The 18,200-nt window shown below is 48.4% G+C and carries 21 protein-coding genes and 1 tRNA gene; 9 read left to right on the forward strand and 13 right to left on the reverse strand.

The window, feature by feature from the left end:
* Positions 1-3: 3 nt before the first annotated feature.
* From TA_RS07445 to TA_RS07460, 4 genes are all read right to left on the reverse strand, one after another.
* On the reverse strand, positions 4-963 hold the full coding sequence (locus tag TA_RS07445; RefSeq protein WP_010901840.1) for an alpha-ketoacid dehydrogenase subunit beta: 960 nt from the start codon (positions 961-963) through the stop codon (positions 4-6).
* On the reverse strand, positions 960-1,973 hold the full coding sequence (locus tag TA_RS07450; RefSeq protein WP_010901841.1) for a thiamine pyrophosphate-dependent dehydrogenase E1 component subunit alpha: 1,014 nt from the start codon (positions 1,971-1,973) through the stop codon (positions 960-962). Before TA_RS07450 ends, TA_RS07445 begins: the two co-directional genes overlap by 4 nt.
* Positions 1,974-2,207: 234 nt before the next feature.
* Positions 2,208-3,080 (reverse strand): type II methionyl aminopeptidase, encoded by an 873-nt coding sequence (gene map, locus TA_RS07455; protein WP_048162434.1) that lies wholly within the window; start codon positions 3,078-3,080, stop codon positions 2,208-2,210.
* A 5-nt stretch (positions 3,081-3,085) separates the two neighbouring features.
* On the reverse strand, positions 3,086-3,766 hold the full coding sequence (locus tag TA_RS07460; protein WP_048162158.1) for a DUF3834 domain-containing protein: 681 nt from the start codon (positions 3,764-3,766) through the stop codon (positions 3,086-3,088).
* Positions 3,767-4,056: 290 nt separating this feature from the next.
* Here TA_RS07460 and TA_RS07465 point away from each other — a divergent pair, with 290 nt between their 5' ends.
* Positions 4,057-4,800, forward strand: a complete 744-nt coding sequence (locus tag TA_RS07465) for a proteasome assembly chaperone family protein (RefSeq protein WP_048162436.1) — start codon at positions 4,057-4,059, stop codon at positions 4,798-4,800.
* A gap of 5 nt (positions 4,801-4,805) precedes the next feature.
* Positions 4,806-5,000 carry a MoaD/ThiS family protein gene (locus TA_RS07470; RefSeq protein WP_241761838.1) on the forward strand — a complete coding sequence of 65 codons (195 nt, stop codon included), beginning with the start codon at positions 4,806-4,808 and terminating at the stop codon, positions 4,998-5,000.
* Positions 5,001-5,108: 108 nt separating this feature from the next.
* On the opposite strand, the gene TA_RS07475 is transcribed toward TA_RS07470, so the two are convergent.
* Positions 5,109-5,783 carry an ArsR/SmtB family transcription factor gene (locus tag TA_RS07475; RefSeq protein ID WP_048162160.1) on the reverse strand — a complete coding sequence of 225 codons (675 nt, stop codon included), beginning with the start codon at positions 5,781-5,783 and terminating at the stop codon, positions 5,109-5,111.
* A gap of 77 nt (positions 5,784-5,860) precedes the next feature.
* Between TA_RS07475 and TA_RS07480 the strand changes: the two genes are divergently transcribed.
* The gene (locus TA_RS07480) at positions 5,861-6,505 is read left to right on the forward strand and encodes a flavin reductase family protein (protein WP_010901847.1); all 645 of its coding nucleotides are present in this window, start codon (positions 5,861-5,863) and stop codon (positions 6,503-6,505) included.
* A gap of 79 nt (positions 6,506-6,584) precedes the next feature.
* Positions 6,585-7,127 (forward strand): NAD(P)H-binding protein, encoded by a 543-nt coding sequence (locus TA_RS07485; RefSeq protein WP_394295364.1) that lies wholly within the window; start codon positions 6,585-6,587, stop codon positions 7,125-7,127.
* Positions 7,128-7,251: 124 nt separating this feature from the next.
* Here TA_RS07485 and cca read toward each other — a convergent pair whose 3' ends face one another.
* The 6 genes from cca to TA_RS07515 all read right to left on the reverse strand — a co-directional run bounded on the left by cca (position 7,252) and on the right by TA_RS07515 (position 13,001).
* Entirely contained in the window at positions 7,252-8,547 is a 1,296-nt protein-coding gene (cca, locus tag TA_RS07490) for a CCA tRNA nucleotidyltransferase (RefSeq protein ID WP_010901849.1), read from the reverse strand.
* Positions 8,544-8,903 carry a nascent polypeptide-associated complex protein gene (locus TA_RS07495; protein ID WP_010901850.1) on the reverse strand — a complete coding sequence of 120 codons (360 nt, stop codon included), beginning with the start codon at positions 8,901-8,903 and terminating at the stop codon, positions 8,544-8,546. Before TA_RS07495 ends, cca begins: the two co-directional genes overlap by 4 nt.
* A 111-nt stretch (positions 8,904-9,014) precedes the next feature.
* Positions 9,015-9,446, reverse strand: coding sequence for a zinc-containing ferredoxin (gene zfx / locus TA_RS07500; RefSeq protein ID WP_052295737.1), 432 nt, complete (start codon positions 9,444-9,446; stop codon positions 9,015-9,017).
* Between the two features lie 391 nt (positions 9,447-9,837).
* A tRNA-Phe gene (locus tag TA_RS07505) sits at positions 9,838-9,910 on the reverse strand.
* A gap of 184 nt (positions 9,911-10,094) precedes the next feature.
* Positions 10,095-11,597 (reverse strand): class I adenylate-forming enzyme family protein, encoded by a 1,503-nt coding sequence (locus TA_RS07510; protein WP_162053273.1) that lies wholly within the window; start codon positions 11,595-11,597, stop codon positions 10,095-10,097.
* Positions 11,598-11,615: 18 nt separating this feature from the next.
* Positions 11,616-13,001, reverse strand: a complete 1,386-nt coding sequence (locus TA_RS07515) for a bifunctional ADP-dependent NAD(P)H-hydrate dehydratase/NAD(P)H-hydrate epimerase (protein ID WP_048162164.1) — start codon at positions 12,999-13,001, stop codon at positions 11,616-11,618.
* Positions 13,002-13,082: 81 nt separating this feature from the next.
* Here TA_RS07515 and TA_RS07520 point away from each other — a divergent pair, with 81 nt between their 5' ends.
* Entirely contained in the window at positions 13,083-14,102 is a 1,020-nt protein-coding gene (locus tag TA_RS07520; protein WP_048162440.1) for an aldo/keto reductase, read from the forward strand.
* Between the two features lie 2 nt (positions 14,103-14,104).
* Here TA_RS07520 and TA_RS07525 read toward each other — a convergent pair whose 3' ends face one another.
* Positions 14,105-14,515, reverse strand: a complete 411-nt coding sequence (locus tag TA_RS07525) for a hypothetical protein (RefSeq protein WP_010901855.1) — start codon at positions 14,513-14,515, stop codon at positions 14,105-14,107.
* A gap of 108 nt (positions 14,516-14,623) precedes the next feature.
* Between TA_RS07525 and TA_RS07530 the strand changes: the two genes are divergently transcribed.
* From TA_RS07530 to TA_RS07545, 4 genes are read left to right on the forward strand one after another with little or no spacing between them, the layout of a single operon-like run.
* Complete coding sequence (locus tag TA_RS07530; RefSeq protein ID WP_010901856.1) at positions 14,624-14,899, forward strand: hypothetical protein; 276 nt, start codon at positions 14,624-14,626, stop codon at positions 14,897-14,899.
* Positions 14,900-14,945: 46 nt separating this feature from the next.
* Positions 14,946-16,001 carry a hydroxymethylglutaryl-CoA synthase gene (locus tag TA_RS07535; protein WP_010901857.1) on the forward strand — a complete coding sequence of 352 codons (1,056 nt, stop codon included), beginning with the start codon at positions 14,946-14,948 and terminating at the stop codon, positions 15,999-16,001.
* Positions 15,988-17,151, forward strand: coding sequence for a thiolase domain-containing protein (locus tag TA_RS07540; protein ID WP_010901858.1), 1,164 nt, complete (start codon positions 15,988-15,990; stop codon positions 17,149-17,151). Before TA_RS07535 ends, TA_RS07540 begins: the two co-directional genes overlap by 14 nt.
* Positions 17,152-17,153: 2 nt before the next feature.
* Positions 17,154-17,555 (forward strand): Zn-ribbon domain-containing OB-fold protein, encoded by a 402-nt coding sequence (locus TA_RS07545; protein WP_048162166.1) that lies wholly within the window; start codon positions 17,154-17,156, stop codon positions 17,553-17,555.
* On the opposite strand, the gene rnhB is transcribed toward TA_RS07545, so the two are convergent.
* Positions 17,552-18,190 (reverse strand): ribonuclease HII, encoded by a 639-nt coding sequence (rnhB, locus tag TA_RS07550; protein WP_010901860.1) that lies wholly within the window; start codon positions 18,188-18,190, stop codon positions 17,552-17,554. The two genes, TA_RS07545 and rnhB, sit on opposite strands and share 4 nt — an antisense overlap.
* Positions 18,191-18,200 lie beyond the last annotated feature (10 nt).

The following is an 18,200-nucleotide window of genomic DNA, read 5'->3' on the forward strand; positions in this document are numbered from 1 at the left end:
CGATCACCTGAATGACATAACCCTATCTAGAGCTGCATTTATCCTCCCTTCATTGGGCAGATAGTACTCCTCGAGCCTGTAGGGGAATGGCGTGTCCGGGCCAGTTACCCTGACGATCGGAGCGTAAAGGTACTCTATTGCGCGCTCCGATATCATTGCGGATATCTCTGCGCCAACCCCCAGCGTCCTTGGAGCCTCGTGGACTATGACCACTCTGCCCGTCTTCTTGACGGAAGATATGATCGTATCCCTGTCCATCGGCGCTATAGTGCGCAGATCTATGACCTCAACATCGTACTTTGACTTGGACGCAACGGACATGACGGTCGGAACCATCGAACCGTAGGTCACTATTGTAACGTCATTTCCCTGCTTCAGGACGTTTGCCTTCCTGAGCGGGATGGTGTATTTCTCGTCCGGAACCTCAACCTTCTGCGCCCTGTAAAGCCTCTTTGGCTCCAGGAATATGACCGGATCTGGAGATTCTATCGCTGATATGAGGAGCCCCTTTGCATCATATGGATTTGACGGGCTTACAACTGTAAGGCCTGCCGTATGTGCGAAGTAGGCTTCGCCGCTCTGCGAGTGGTAGAGGCCACCCTTTATGCCGCCACCGACTGGAGTGCGCAGAACCAGCGGGACGGTGTAATCGCCTCCTGACCTGTAGCGAATCTTCGCCATCTGGTTTATTATCTGGTCCATGGAAGTGTATATGAAATCCTGGAACTGTATCTCCGGAATCGGCTTGAGACCGTTAACGGCCATTCCAATAGCCATTCCGACGATTCCCAGCTCAGAAAGCGGAGTGTCTATCACACGCTGTGGCCCGTACTTCGCCTGTAGGCCATCCGTGACCCTGAAGACACCTCCATCCCTGCCTACGTCCTCTCCGAGTATTATTACGCTGTCATCCTCGGACATCTTGAGATCCATTGCACTGTTCAGTGCCTGAACCATGTTCATCTGCGTAGTATCTCACCCCTCTCCTCTTCAATTGCCCATGTGATCTCGGAATAGACGTCATCAAACATCGTCTCAGGATCTGGAGCAGGTATCTTGAGGCGCTCCTCGAACTTCTCATCGATCATCTTCTTTGATTCGTCCTTGATCTTGTCGATCTCCGCCTGGTTGAGGTATCCTCCGCTGATCATCAGCTTCTCCGCTATGACAAGCGGATCAAGATCGCTGTTCTCCTGCACCTCGTTCTTGCGGTACTTGCTGGGATCGTCCGATGTTGAATGCGGCCCCATCCTGTAGCTTCTCGCCTCCACCAGAATCGGATTTCCAGATCTGGCGTACTCGACCGCGTCCTTGACCGTCCTGTAGGTCTTTATGAAATCGTTTCCGTCCACGTAGACGCCCTTCATGCCATATGCTTCGGCCTTCTTGTATATTTCAGCCTTGGTCTGCTTCTCAACGGGCAGGGATATGGCCCATCCGTTGTTCTCGCAGAGGAATACCACCGGAAGGTCGAAGACGGCTGCAAAGTTCATGGCCGCATGGAAATCCGGGGTCGAAGTACCGCCATCTCCGAACGTTGTTATCACGATGCCTTCCTGCTTTCTGTATTTCTTGGCATAGGCTGCGCCAACGGCAAGCGGCAGGTTGGTGGCTACCGGGCTGGGAACTGACATGAAGTTTATCTCCTTCGCACTGTAGTGGCTGGGCATCTGCCTGCCCTTGGCACTGTCCTCGGCGTTTCCCATTATCTGATCGAATATCTTCTCTATTGGATGCCCCAGGTAAATGAGCATCGTCACGTCGCGGTAATAGCCGTAGACACTGTCCTCCTTTGACAGCGCCATGGCAGCTCCGGCCTGCGTGGCTTCCTGCCCCATCATGGGCGTGTAGAAACCGACCAGGCCCTGCCTCTGGGCCGTTATGATCTTCTTGTCAAAATACCTCCCAAGCACCATGGATGTAAAACCTCTTACGATGAGGTTTTTCTCATCCTGATCCAGAACTTCCGTCATACAAACACCCTCATGAAACCATGCAGAGCATGACAATTGCTAACGCGATGGTGAAAAATTTTCGAAGGGCTAATGTGACTCTTTGCTTTGCTCTGCACGGGTAATAATGATTATTAAGTATTTATTACTATTCATTTTAAATCCCACATATATGAATGAAATTAAAAATAAATAAATGATATCATCGAATACGATCAAGAATTTGAAATTCTTAACACGAATTGAAGAATAGTTTCATCTGGTCGTAACGATGACCTCGTCGTTCAGCACGATCATCGTGTGCTCAAACTGCGCTATGAATGCACCGTTGTGTTCCTTCAGCACCGGGAATGAGTAGAGTTCCTTAGAAGCCATCATCCTCTTTATGTAAGACTTTGGATCCTCAACTAGGCCCTCAAGCCACCTCTCCGCGAACGGAAGTTTGTTGAAGTTCCTGTATATGATCTCATCCTCACGCGGCTTTGGCCTGTCGATCATGTAAATGTTTCCTGGCTGGCCCTCGTGGATCATGCCGATGCCCGTCGATGCGAACGGTTCTATGGCTATTGCATGATCCGGTTGGAGCCTGACAACATTTCCGTCATCGTAATTCGGTATGAATATGGATGCATGCAGGTCGTAGCGTTCCACGCCATGCCCACCCAGGTTCCGCACTGGCTTGAAACCATATGAACTTATCACCTCGGCTATTCTGCGCCCTATTTCATTGACGCTCTTCATCGGCCTTACCAACTCGATCGCGGCATTGAGGGCCTGCCTGGCCGCATCTATAAGATCAGAATGCTTACCCTGCTCGCCAACCTCCACCGTGATCGCAGTATCTGACATGTAGCCATCTATATGGGCACCGAAGTCCACCTTAACAACATCCCCTGTTTTAAACGTCTTCTTGTCATTTATTGCAGGGGTGTAGTGCGCTGCGTCGTTGTTTATGGACAGGTTGACGGGAAACGCGGGCAGCGCACCCTCATCTTTTACAAACTTTTCCATCGCATTTGCCACGTCAAGGAGCCTGGCCCCTGGTTCTATCATGCTGGCCCCAATTTCAAGGGCTTTCTTTCCAATCCTCCCAGCTTCAAGGTACTTTCGTTTAATTTCAGCATCCATGATATTCACCCAAGTATTTTCAGCCTGTACACGGATGGCTCGACGGCAGAGTATACGCTGATGGATCTTTCTAAATCCGATCGCAGCGTTGTGAGCCTGTGCCTGTATATGCCTATTATCCTCTTCATCGTTTTCTCATCATAGTAATTGCTTTTCCGGGATATTATCTCTGCAGATACTTCTGGATTTCTGGCTATGAATTCTATGCCCTTCTGGTATTGATCTAGAACCGATCTGAATGACTGATCACGGGCAGCTATTAAACAGGAAGCTGCATATATCCCGAGGCGTTCAGCAAATTCCGCATAGCTTATACCAACCTGCACCTCATTCCCGACGAGGCCCATATGGCCCTCTTCTGCCATTTTAACCACGGTGTCGGGATCGGTGTTTATGACCTGCCCGGATATCGATCTGGCTATGATCCTGGCATTGTAGTCGGCCAGCGTGCCCTTTCTCACTGTGTATATAGTCTTCGAATCGGTATTCCCTATTATGGAATACATGTCGATGAAGACCCCTGCAATGATCCCCATGCCGTATTTAGCGATGTTGGTTATCGAATCCAGGACGACGTCAAAACTGCCATCTTCCGAACATGTATTGTGAAGGCCTATATCCTCGTATTCTGATATCACCAGAAGCGGAAATGATACAGGTCCAGCAAATGGTGCACCGATTTTCATATGGCAGTCAATTGCAATATCATTTATAAATAAGTTACATGCTTTGTGTATCCAGCATTTGGCGTAACATCTGCGTTTCTGCGGGCTGCGCATCTGTGATTAGCATTCATGCATGCAATTGCAGCGAAAACGCTGGATCATCAATGTTCTGCTACGGACCAGTGACATCTCAATAAATATGTTCACTGGAGAAGCCCTTTTATCACATCACTAAAGCATTTGAGTTTTCCGGCTTCCCCAACCCCACAACTTTGCCATAAATATAAATACAGATATTGCCTAAAATGATCATGGTCAACAAAAAGGCTTCAGAGAGCCAGGTAATGGAACTTGAGAAGCGCAACTACAATAACCCCGTTGTTCTGTGCGGGTTTGCAGGATCAACTCCAACCGGTGTCCTTGCAGCGAGTTACATAGTTGAAACACTCGGAATGCACCAGGTTGCGCACCTGATATCGCAGCACATTCCGCCAGTGGCCGTATTTGTTGGCGGAAAACTGAGGCATCCATTCAGGATCTACGCTAACAATTCAAACACCGTTCTGGTTGCCATGTGCGAGGTGCCCATATCCAGCGCACATATTTATGAGATATCGAATACACTCATGAACTGGATAGACCAGGTTGGTGCAAGCGAAATCGTCATAATGGAGGGTAGCCCAGCAAATGGCATCCCCGAGGAAAGGCCTGTCTTTGCCGTTGCTGAAAAGCCAAAGCTGGACAAGTTCAAGAAGGCCGGCATACAGCCCGCTGATTCGGCCATCATTGCGGGAATGGGCGGTGGCATACTAAACGAATGCCTTGTGAGAAAGATAACGGGCCTCTCCTTCATAACGCCGACATCGGTCGATATACCTGACCCGGGCGCAGTATTGTCGATCATCGAGGCAATCAACAAGGCGTACAATCTGAAGATAAAGACCGATCTACTCGAGGAGCAGGTAAAGGCGCTTGACGAACAGATAAAGAAGATAGAGGAGCAGTACAAGGAGCTTCAGGAAAAGCAGAAGGAACCTCAGTCCATGTATGGATGATCGCCATGATCAAGGTAAGAGGCCACATCAGAAAGGAGCTAACGATAGAATCAGAAAGAAAGGTATCCGATCTGATGAAAGATCTTGGCCTGAACGAGGATGAATACGTGGTCATAGTTAACGGATCTCCCGTTCTGGGAGACCACATTGTGAAGAAAGAAGACGACGTCACCATACTCGAGGTTTTCTCTGGGGGATGATCAGATCGGTAATGATATGAACCTGTATATTGGTAAATACTCTGGATGATATATTATATGCAACCATTTAATTTCAGTATGTGTTCTTTAGGGCATTGACCATCAAGGTTATCCGAAGAATTTCGAAAGTTCAATTTTCACCTTTAATATTCTTGATCCTTCTATTCTTTCCACATATCCGCGAGCTTCAAGCACTTTCAAAATGGATGATCCGAGGAATCCGCCTAAATGAAACCTCTTTACAGTCCAGTCCTTGCAACCATAAGCGAACATTCTCTTGCCATTAGCCCTTGGAGGTAAAGAGACACCCCTCACTGTTAGTTCCTCAGCACCTGCAGTGGTAAGCCTATACGTAGGCTTCTCTGGATCGTCCAAAATAATCCATTTTCTTTTCAGCAATTCTTCAAGAAGGTATACTCCCATCTCACCTGCAAGGTGATCGTAACAGGTACGGGCATAATTTAAATCATTTACCGGAGATAGGCCGTAGTTTGCTGATCCGCCTGAGCTTTTTGAATGCAAAATGGAATCAAGCCAATCAACCATGTCCTCAAATTTTTCTGGTGCTATCCTGTAAATTTTCTCTCTTCCCATCTGAATGGAATCCACAAGCCTAGCTTCAGAAAGAATTGCCAGATTTGAGGACACCTTTGGCTGATCTGCCTGTGTTTGCATTGTTATCTCGTTCACAGAAGATGGTTTTTTAGCAATTATTTCTATTATTTTCCGTCTTAGTGGACTTGAAATGGCCTTCGCAAACCGAGTCTTTTCTATTTCGTCCATTTTTGGTGAACGGCGCTAACATATATGATTTTTCGCATATATGGCAAGGATTATTACGGCCACAAGAATGGACAAATATGGAAAATAATACGAACCAAGAAAACTCTGATGCATTGGAAAATGTATCGTTTGCATGCATCAGACCGGAAATCCTTTATTTCGGTACCCCAGTAGTTCTTATATCGACAATAGATAGAGAAGGGAAGGTTAACCTCGCACCCATATCTTCCGCCTGGGCCCTAGGATATTCTGTCGTTATGGGAATCGGTACAGAGAGCAAGACAATGGAAAATCTTAGAGAAACTGGAGAATGCACACTGAATTTTCCAGAGGGGGCTCTCTGGGAGTCCGTAGAAAGACTTGCCCCACTCACTGGAAAATACCCTGTCCCCCAAGATAAAGCGGATAAATTCAGATTTGAAAGCAATAAATTCGGTGTGGCAGGTCTCACACCCTGTGATTCTGAAGTCGTCAAACCTCCAAGAGTCCTTGAATGTAGGTTGCAGATGGAGGCCTGCGTCAAAAGCGTACGCCGTATTTCAGAACCAGATGTACAGGCAGGCATAGTAGAGGTAAAAGTTGTTCGGGTACATGCAAGGAACGACCTGATCATCGATGGCAAATACATTGATCCAAAGCAATGGAAACCGTTGATTTACTCGTTCCGCCACTATTTTACGCTGGGCTGCGATCTTGGAAAGACCTTTCGCTCAAAAATTTAGGAAACCCATAAATATGGATGGGGAATAGAAATTGAAATATATGCGCATTTTTATCGCAGGTGCCACCGGAATAATCGGGATGAAACTCTTGCCGTTACTCCTGGCAGGCGGATACTTCGTTGCCGGAATGACCAGATCGCCTGAAAAGGTCAGAATATTGGAAAATGTGGGAGCAAAGCCGATACTATGTGACGTCTACGATCCCGAAGACCTCGAAGCTTCGATAGTGAGCTTCGATCCAGATATCATCATTAGCCTGTTGACAGATTTGCCTGACCATGCCAGATATGTGAGGGATTATTCGGAAAGAAATAACCGGATGAGAACAGAAGGTGTAAGGAATTTGTTAAGTGCCGCAAGGGCAGCGGATTCGCCCAAACTGATCGTGGAGAGTGTGGCCTGGACTCTTGAAAGAGAAAGTGCCGAAGCAGTTGATATCATGGAGAAGATGGTGTGGGAATACGGTGGTATAGTGATAAGATATGGAAGGCTGTATGGTCCGGGTACATACTACCAGAATGATCTGCCTGCCAAGCCACGCATACATGTGGACAGGGCGGCGATCCTAACTGCAGAAAGTATATTGTCTGAGGAAAAAATAATAGTAATTGCGGACGAGTAAATCGATGGATTCAGCGGATATCTGACATGTTAAGATTCAGATAGAAATGGAGTTCAAATCCTTCGTATCAAAAAAAGTTTCCAGCATCCACCCTAAAAAACTATTCCTTTATTAACATATTCGGCTATTTTCTGAATACATCTGCACCGAAGAATTTATCGAGTACTGGCAAAGATTTCATGCCGACATTGAATTTCATTATCTCCATTGACTTTTTAAAACGATCCAGGTTCTTTCCTATGGAATAGTTGAAAATTTCCTGCCTGACTATATCCTCTATGCTCCGCTGCCCGGTGAATACGTCCACATACAGCCTGTCAGCCACAATATAAGGCCCGCGCGATCTGTCCCTTGCCTTCCAGCTGTTGACAAAGTCTACTGCATTATCCGTATCCACCGGAGGGCCAGTGTGAACCCGTATTCTTTCCTCGGCGCATGCTGGTGTTTCAATCAACACATATATTCTGTCGCTTACGTCAATTTCTGAGGATATGACACGAATTTCATGGGATTCCATTATCTTCTGCAGGACGGATCTGAAACGGTACACCTGAGGATAGATAACGTCGTCCGTAAGATCTGGCTTCGGCAGCGAGTATATCATGATACAGGTACCCCTATCATGATACTGCACGTTCTTTCCATTGTGTTCGATCTGGAAAAAACCCTCGTCTGGCGATGACAGGAACATTTTGCTTGCAATCTTCATTCTGGAAAGGCTTTCAAGGCTCACCGGCGATGCAACGTTTCTGTCAGGATCCACGGGATCTATTAGCACCATCGGATCACGGAAGCGTTCATCAAGGTCTATGAGAACTCTCCCCTTGGCCTTTGAAAAGTACCTTATGACGTTTTCAAAGCTTCCGAACCTGATCACCAGAAGCTCGCACAGGTATCCGGAAAAACCAAATGTCCTGGCCTCAGCTCCGTATACCCCTATTGATTTTGTGAATATCTTCAGAAGCCTGACTTCATCCCTGCCCTTTTCGTCTAGATGCCCATTCACGTATTCTGTATGAAGCAGCGTCCTGTCAACTGCGCTTATCTTTTTGTCGCCGAAGCTCATCTTGTAGCAGGGAACAACATCGATCTTCACACCGCCAATCTCGCCGCTGACATAGGGATGCTCCGCGTATTTCTCCCTTCCATTGGGGATCACGGCGTGACCTATGTGAAGCCCCTCCGTATTGATTATTTCCTCGGGATAATCGCGATCAAATGCTATGAATATATCCAGATCCCCGTCCCTGAGATTAGTGCCCTTTGCATATGATCCTACTATAACGGCTTCGGCCCTGAGTCCTCTTGATCTGCAGATGCTGTTTATCTTTCGGATAATATCATCTGATATGATCTTCAGCTTATTTTCTTCTTCCTGCGTTGGCCTGTATCTGCTGAGTACTTCCTGATAATCTATCATTTCTGCATCAGGTTCATTATGGCCTGAGCAGGCTCTCCGCCAGACGCTTTCAGAGCCTCTATCGCCTTCTCCCTGGAAACGCTCGCCTGTTCCATAACAAGCTTTATGTCATCCTCTGGGAAGGACTCTTCCTTCTTCTCTTCGGGCTCCTTGGGGACTTCCCTCATTGTACCGACAACCTGAAAGGTCTTCACGCCCTGTGCTTCGATCATCGTAACCTGGGCGTTGTCGATAACGTAATCCTTCGTCTTTCCCTTGAATATAACCTTCGTAACATCGTCCATCTCTGTGGACTTTATGCCCATCTGCGCCATCAGCCGGCGCATCTCCCTTGAGTTCATCCTGCCAGGTATCATTTTAGCACTGATCATTAAATCGTAAATAAAGTTGAGTTTTTATTGTGCAAAAATATATCAAAAGCCATGAGTACGAATGAACAGATATATAAAATAAAATGGATTTGATATTTACGGAGTTATCTTTATTGCTCTCACAGGGCAGACGCTCTCGCAAGCCATGCAGAATATGCAATCCGATTCACGGACAGGATCACATTTGTCTGTCCTGTACTTGTTCCACTCCTCGCTGCCCTTCTGTATCTTGTGGTCGTTTCCCGTACCTGATTTTCCGGGATTAAGATTCCACTCATAGAGATTGACAGGGCAGACATCCATGCATGCACCATCTGCAATGCAGCAGTCCCAGTCAACTGCAACATGGGTACCATGTATGCCCAGCTTTGTGGGATAGGGCTTTCCGTCGGCATCCAGCCTCTGCATTCCCTCGGCCCTTACATCATGGCCATTGTGCTGACCGGTCACGGGATAGTCCTTGTCGTTCTCAAGAAAATGCTCATCTATGGGCTTTGGCTTGAAATCAAGCTCCTCTAGCTTAACCAAATACACTCACCGACAAGATATTTTATATTTTTATTTAAACTATACGCAACTCCTTCAGAAAATTTTTTGAAAATTCCCTATTAAGATGGAACATTTACATATTCTTCTATTGGAGACTCGCTGAATGACGAATTCTGAACTTTAATAGACGCATTTGATCTCGCTTGTCCGAGCATACAAGAATTGATGAATTGGAACGATAGATCAATCTGAATTGGCCGAACCAGATATCATCTTAACCTGATCAAGCGCAGCTCAGCTCTGCGTTGCGGTCACTAGGCTTAAATTCATAAGCCTTCCCTGTTCAAATTCATTGAGTATATTCATACCCTTATATAAATATTCTCACTTCTATAATATTAAGACTGAAAATAGATCAATTTTGGAAGTATGCCGTGGGCCGGGATCGAACCAGCGACCTCCAGATCTTCAGTCTGGCGCTCTCCCAACTGAGCTACCACGGCTCCAGAAACTATGCGGCAGGATCTGGGCTTTACGGACAGGCCAGAGCTTTCTAAACATACCTCATTTGAGGCTCATCCTGCAGCCATCATTCTGGCGATTCCGGTGTGAGCGTATGGTATATATCTTTATCAATTTTTCCGATCCCATGCCTGTCCGCAGATTCATCAGACGCGGAATAAGAAATCAGGTACTGGCAGAAACCTTCTGTTCGCCCTGCTTGCCGGCATCCACGATCTGATCGCGGATCACCTTGCCAGCCGGGCTCCTGGGTATCTTCCTGACCTGAACGTATTTTGAGGGACGAAGGTACGGCGGCACCTTTGTACTGAAAAATCTCTTGATTCCGTTGAGGTCATCTGCGACAACGTAAGCCACCAGAGCCGGAAGGCCGGAATCGTACTGCATCCCCATGGCCATGTCCCTGACACCTGGCACCTTCAGTGCTTCCGCTTCTATCGGTTCCGGATCTATCAGCGTCCCGTTTATGATCATCCGCCTTGACCTTTCCAGATGGAGCCTCCCGTCAGCATCCATGAAGCCCAGATCGCCTGTGCTGTAATAGCTGTTCTCAGATCCGCCGGCGAAATGCATGGAAGAAACTTCAATCAATCCTATTTCACCTGGCTGCACATCCCTGCCGGATCTGTCCGTGATCCGTATTTTAACCCCTGAAAGGGGCTTGCCGATGCTTCCATCATAATCGGAGTCAATCGGCGTCAGGGTGGCACACCCTCCGATGGCTGTCAAATCGTATCCCACCTTTATGGTACGCCCTGTCTGGTTTTGGAAGCTGGACATGAAGTCTGCCGTGAAGTCTTCGCCAAGGAGGAAAAGAAATCTTATGGATTTCGGAATTCCGATCTTCTTTCTGATGATCTGCCCGTAAAGGTTGGAATTTCCAAGCACCATATTGCTTTCGAGCTTTTCTGCAAGCTTCATGGTTGTGCTTGCATCGATGTAATCAGGAACAAGGTTTACTGTGCCTCCATTGAGGAGGGCCGTGAAGATGAACTGTAGCGTTGAAAGATGGTATAGCGAAGAAGAAACAACAATGTTCTTTCTGAAGCCCTCCAGATAATTCGATATATCCTGAATGGATGACAGAATATCACTGTTCTTCAAAAGGATCTGTGACTGAGCCTTCTGTGTTCTCTTGATTATGGCCACGCCATCTGCATTCCGCTGTCTCTCCGGTGAGGAAACCCTGTCGAAGACCAGGTCCGATATCCTGTGCACTCCCGGTCTTGACATAAGATCGGGCCTTTCTCCCAGGTATTCCCTGAAATAATATTTGAGTGAAGTTCCGTACGGCGCAAAATCCTCGTCCCTTATCAGGAAAAGATCCCTGAAGTTGAATTCCCTGTAATTCATCATGTAATCGCTTGCTATCACATACTCTGCACCGTACTCCTCTGGCGATTCTCCAGGCCTGAGGAGGGCTGCGCCAAGGCCTAGTGAATTCAGGGCAAGAATCGACACTATGAATTGCGGCGAATTTCCTGCCAAGATCGCCGCACTCTTGTCCACGCCCATCTCATCAAGGTTGTGGGCAAGAGAATCAGACATTGAAATTAAAGCATGATACGTCAGCGGTTTTCCCAGAAAGTAGAGGGCAACCCTGCTTTCGTTTTCTCTTGCAACGGTTGCAAATGCATCGTAGAGGCTCGATCCTGCGCCCGTATCCATGGATGTATTAGCTTTCATCTATATTTTAATGTATTTCCCCATGACACCGGGTATCTCCGATATCATATCGGTCACCGTGTACCAGTAGCCGTGTTTGGAATAGGCTGCCTCACCCAGGGCCTTATTCAGGTAGGTGCCCATGAGGCATGCCCTCATCGGATCGACGGACCTTGCCAGAAACGCTGAGATTATGCCGGCCAGCAGGTCTCCCGTGCCTCCCATCGTCATCCTTGCATTGCCGCCCTTTGCATAGTGCACCTCCTCGCCGTTTGTTATCACATCGACCTGGCCCTTGAGAACGACTATAAGCCCCTTCTTTCTTGCATATGATATTGCATTTTCTTCGGTCGGTTCAAACCCGGATATGCGCCTGAATTCGCCTTTATGTGGCGTTATGATAATCTTGCGACCGGCAAAGCTCCCGGAATACGCTCCAACGGCATCAAGCGCATCGGCATCAACAACCATTGGCACTCTGGAATCCGATACGATTTTCCGTGCTGCTTCCATGGCATCATCGCCCTTCCCCATGCCCGGCCCCAGCAGTATGGCTGAATTTCCATAGATCTCTGATAGTTTCTTTTCGTCCAGCTTTTCGACCTGCCGCACGATTATTCCCGGATCGTATCCTGAAACTATCTGGTAGTTTCTCGGGGATACGAACACCCTGACGAGATCAAGGCCGATCCTTTCAGCGGCGAGAGCGGCTATGACGGATGATCCGTGGAACTCCCAGCCGCCCACTATTGCGAGGGTGCCGTTCATGCCTTTGTGAGAGGATGGATCTGGCTTTGGATAGTACAGTAGATCCCCCGGGCCGGCATATTTCCTAACATCCGGAGGTATCCCTATATCCGCAACGATTATTTTCCCGCTGTTATCCTGATTCATTCCGTATTTCTCCATCGTGAACGTTACGGTTATTTCCGGCTTCACCGCGTACCTGGTTCCCAGGCCGGATGGTATGTCCACAGAAACCACATGAGAACAGGATCTGTTTATATTCTCTATCACGCTCCTGTATGGATCTTTTGGATCTCCCGATATCCCCACTCCGAATATACCGTCGATTATGACATCGCATTTCATGCACTCCTCCATGCCATCTAGGCCGATCACCCTGCCGCCGTATTCGGATAGTGCACGCCTTGCCAGTTCGGATCTAACTTCGGTGACGATAAGAACCCTGACATCGTACTTCGCACTTAGTATCGATCCGGCAACTATGGCATCTCCACCGTTGTTTCCGGTACCTGCAACAACACACACTGTCCTTGCGTCAGGGTAGTTCTTCATCACGGCGTCGGCCACCGCCTTACCGGCATTCTTCATCAGCGGGTATGTGGTTCCGTAGAGATATTCGTAGTTTAGATCATCATGCTGCATGTCCACGTAATAATTCATAATAAAACATGGCAACTTAGGACAAAAAAGTAAGCATGTGCAATCAAAAACGTGAAATAGGATCGAAACATGGGAACGATCATGAAATATGTCAGATACGGCAAAACTGCATCATTTGTATCGGTCCTGGCATTCGGAGCGATGACGCTGGGTGAGAAGAACAGGTGGAAGCTTGGAGGCGTCACGCAGGAACTATCGGATAAAATGGTAAAGGCGGCGTTTGATGCTGGCATAAACCTATACGATACTGCCGATGTCTACGATGAGGGGGATTCCGAAATAATGCTGGGAAAATCCCTGAAACCGTACAGAGATCAGGTCATGATAGCTACAAAGGTGAGGGGTAGAACCGGAAATGGAATCAATGAAAGCGGGCTTTCCCGGCATCACATGTCCATAGCGATCAGGAAGAGCCTTGAGAGACTGGACACGAAATGGATCGACATATACCAGTACCATGGCTGGGATCTGCACGGTGAATTCGATGAGTTTCTATCGACCATGGAACATTTCGTTGATTCCGGATACGTGATATACCCCGCAGTTTCCAATTTCACAGCGTGGCAGATGGCTACGCTCCAGGCCATGGCCGTTGAACGCGGCTATGCAAGATACGAGAGCGCACAGATGAATTACAGCCTGCTCAACAGGGATATAGAGCACGAGGTTCTCCCGCTCATGAAGTACTGGTCCATGACGCTTCTTTCCTGGAGCCCTCTGCACGGAGGAGTTCTAACGGGCAAATACAGGAGAGGAGAAAAGCCTGCTTCAGGAACGAGGATGGGTGACCGCGGATTCTTCTTCCCCTACTTCGACGAGGTCCATGGATGGGACATAGTTGACGAGGTCAGGAACATAGCACAGGAGCAGGGCTGCACCATGTCACAGGCTGCGCTTGCCTGGATCGTGTCCAAGGGGCATGTTGCGATCATAGGCGCAAGGAATATGGAGCAGCTGCAGGAGAATCTGGAAAGCATAAATGTTAACCTGAAAAAGGAACAGATTGAAAGGCTGGACAAAATTTCAGAGAACAGGGAGATATATCCAAACTGGATGGTCAAGAGGCAGAACGGAGACCGCAACTTCGAAATACTTTCTTAAATCTACTTTTTATCCTTTTCCACCGATTCCTTTATCCTATTTATTGCATGATCCGCACCGGATTCGAAGTGCGATGCTATTCTTCGCTCAAATGGGCGCAGATAGAATGAAAGCCTCACATTCCATTCCGTCTGCAGAACAGTTTTCCCTGAACTGACGAGCACCGCGTCAACCTTTGAACCACGAACAGGCCCCTTTAGATAGGATGTCAGCACCGTCATCCTTTCAGCATCTGGATGAAAGGACATGAGGCCCCATGCGGGGAAGGCGAATCTTATTCTGTAGAAATCGCCGTCTTCAATAACCTGCCTGGTTCCCTTCCAGAACTCCGTTATTCTCCAGGGATCGGATATCACCCTAAATACCTCGGCTGGATCTGCTTCGATCTCAACCCTCTTCCTGAACGTTATCACAGCAGATCATGCAATCGCCGGTAAAAAGCGATCGGTTTGAGCATGCGCACTGTAACGACTAGCTTTCGCAGTAGCATGTATTTTTAAGCCGCAGATCATGATGCATGCATGAAGGAGTACGAGACCGAAACGAAGGGAGGCAAGATTGAGAAGAGGGTTTTCATCGATTCAGGATCCTTCGTGATATACGGCTATGAAACGGACGGAAAGATGGACAAGAAGGTGAGGCTGGTTCTGAATGGCAGGAACGGCAAGAGATCTTACTTCATAATACCGACCGGCAACAGGAGAAGCCTGGCCATAGATGCAGATTACGAAGATGATGTTTTCGTGCTCAAGGATGGCCAGGCTGTAAAGGTCAGGGATCTGTTCGGCGAACGTTGAAGTTGAGTTCGCCAATTTTTAAATACATCAAGCAATTCCATAATCTATGTCAGGTATTGTAACCTACGGTTCATACATACCCAGGTATCGCATAAAGCCGGATGAGATAGCCAGGGTATGGGGAGAGAACCCGGATCATATAAAGAATGGCATATACATACTCAGCAAATCCGTGCCAGCACCGGACGAGGATGTCGCCACGATATCCGTTGAGGCTGCTCGGAATGCACTGAAGAGAAAGAAGATAGATCCCAAGGAGATCGGAGCCATATACGTCGGTTCTGAATCACACCCTTATGCTGTAAAGCCAACGGCGACAATTGTTGGATCGGCCATAGGCGTTGACTTCTCACTGTTCGCTGCAGATTACGAATTTGCGTGCAAGGCAGGCACCGCTGGAATGCAGAACGTAAAGGCCATGGTTGACTCCGGCATGATAAAATACGGGCTTGCCATCGGTGCGGATACCTCACAGGGAGCTCCCGGCGATGCCCTCGAGTATTCTGCATCTGCCGGAGGTACAGCTTTCATCATAGGAAAGGATGATACCATAGCCGAGATAAATTCGACACTTTCCGTAGCGTCCGATACGCCAGACTTCTGGAGGAGAGAGGGCCAGCCCTATCCGAGCCATGGAGAGAGGTTCACGGGCGAGCCTGCATACTTCAGGCACGTCATCACGGCGGCAAAGATGATGATGGAACGCATGGAAACGCAGCCCAAGGACTATGATTACGTTGTGTTCCACCAGCCAAATGGGAAGTTCCCGACCAGGGCCGCAAAGATGCTGGGCTTCGAGGAGAAGCAGTACAAGGACGGCCTTCTCACTCCGTACATAGGCAATACCTATTCAGGATCGATGATGACCGGCCTCTCCTCCATACTGGATGTGTCAAAGCCCGGTGACCACATACTGGCAGTTTCATTCGGATCCGGCGCAGGATCTGATGCATTCGACATAACTGTGACTGACAGGATCGAGGAGATGGACAGGAACAGGGCGCCGACCATAAAGAAGATGCTTGAGAATGTGAAGTGGGTTGATTACGCAATCTACGCGAAGTACAAGAAGAAGATAATAGTGGGTGATGGCATTGAGTGATGTGTACATCATTGGGGCAGGAGAAACAAAATTCGGTGAGCTCTGGGATAAGTCGCTCAGGGATCTGGCCGTTGAGGCCGGACTTGAGGCGATTAAGGATGCAAACATCTATTCCAGGGATCTGCAGATGCTCTATGCCAGCAACAGCCTTGCAGGCACTATAAACGAGCAGAGCAACATCGCTGCCCTTGCGGCGGATTTCTCCGGAATAGCGGAAACGCACGTGCCGGCAGTAAGGGTCGAGGCATCGACTGCGTCCGGAGGCGCGGCGGTGCGTGAGGCCTATCTGGCCATAAAGTCCGGCGAATACGACGTGGTCATGGTTGGCGGTGTGGAGAAGATGACCGACATATACGGATCTGAGATAATAGACGTGCAGTCCTCCATACTCGACAGGGAGTGGGAGAGCTTCAATGGCGCTACCCCGGCTGCGTTAGCGGCAATAACGGCACGCAGATACATGCACGACTTCAAGGTGCCCAGGGAGGATATTGCGATGATCGCTGTTAACGATCATGCCAACGCCTCCATGAACCCGGATGCCCAGTACAGAAACAAGATAACTGTGGAACAGGTTATCAACAGCGATCCGGTTGCAGAGCCGCTGAACGTCTTCGACTGCTCTCCGATCTCTGATGGGGCCTCAGCAATCATTCTTGCATCTGATGAGTACAGAAAGAAGAACAGGCTGGACGGAATAAGGATAGTTAGCTCCGCCATGTCGGAGGATTACCTTGCACTGCACAGCAGGAAATCAATATACACGCTGGAATCTGCGCGGATCGCCTCGAAGCAGGCCCTCGAAAGGGCAGGGATCAAGAAGAATGACATATCCTTCCTTGAACTCAACGATTCATACAGCATATACGGGCTCCTTGAACTTGAGGATCTTGGCTTTGCGGAGAAGGGCAAGGGCAGGGAACTTCTCGGAGAAATAAAGATAAACGGGAGCCTGCCTGTCAACCCGTCTGGAGGCCTAAAGGCCAAGGGAAACCCGCTCGGTGCAACGGGAGTATCGCAATTCTATGAGGCATATCTGCAGTTAAAGGGAAAGGCCGGGCAGAGGCAGGTCAAGGGTGCCAGGTATGGAATGCTTCACAACATGGCAGGAACTGGGGCGACGTCCGTCGTCCATATAGTGGGTGAGTGATCATGGGACAGCTATCAAGATTCTGGAGGGAAAGCGAGCACAGGTACAGGCTGATGGGAACCAGGTGCGAGAACTGCGGGCGCGTATACTTTCCGCCAAGGGAGGTATGCCCAACATGCCACAGGGAGTCCATAGGCAAGATGAAGGATCTGGAGCTCTCTGGAGAAGGCGTGATAGAGAGCTTCACCATAGTGCATGAGGCTCCGCCGAGGTTCTCCAGGCAGAAGCCATACGTTCTCGCCCTGATAAAGACTGAGGAGGGCCCGATGATCACGGGCCAGATCGTTGACTGCGATCCCTCAGAGGTTGAAATAGGAAAACGCGTCCATGCCGTTTTCAGGCGCATGGGTGAGGACGGAGATACCGGAGTGATCGTCTACGGATACAAGTTCGCTCTGGATTAAAATAATTTTTTCTGATTTTTTTCTGAATGCAGCAAACGCTGAACCGTAGACCAGTGAATCCTCACAATTTCGGATGGATCCTGGTTCTCCTTTAGGTATTTTTTCAGGAAATCTATCGTCCTTGGATCGGATGGGTATCCGGATCCGAAGTCACCGAATCTATCGTGAAGCCTGTCTATCTCCGCATCCCTTATGACCTTCGATACTATGGAAGCGGCAGAAACTGCAGGAAATATGGCATCTGCCTTATGTTTGCAGACAACCTGCCTGCCTGATCTCATCTGGATTATTTCCTGTGCCCGCTCCTCTATCACGTCGTAGCAATCTATGTATACCAGGTCATCGGCGTAACGAAGCAGATCCACTATCTCGTCCTCCTCGATCTTGTTCAGAGATTCGGCAGCCATCATCCTATTGAGATCCTTTGGATGGAGTATCCTGTACCTAACAGAGCATCTTCCCATGATCTTTTCAAACAGTTCTGATCTTCTCTTCCTGGTCAGGGCCTTGGAGTCCTTTACCCTTATTTCCTTAAGAAATGAAAGATCACAACACACCAGCGATATAACCATTGGTCCTATAACTGGGCCACGACCGGCCTCATCTATTCCACACTGCCTTTCTGATTCTGTCAACAGAGGGCTA

The organism is Thermoplasma acidophilum DSM 1728 (assembly GCF_000195915.1).
In the GTDB taxonomy this organism is placed as follows: Archaea; Thermoplasmatota; Thermoplasmata; order Thermoplasmatales; family Thermoplasmataceae; genus Thermoplasma; species Thermoplasma acidophilum.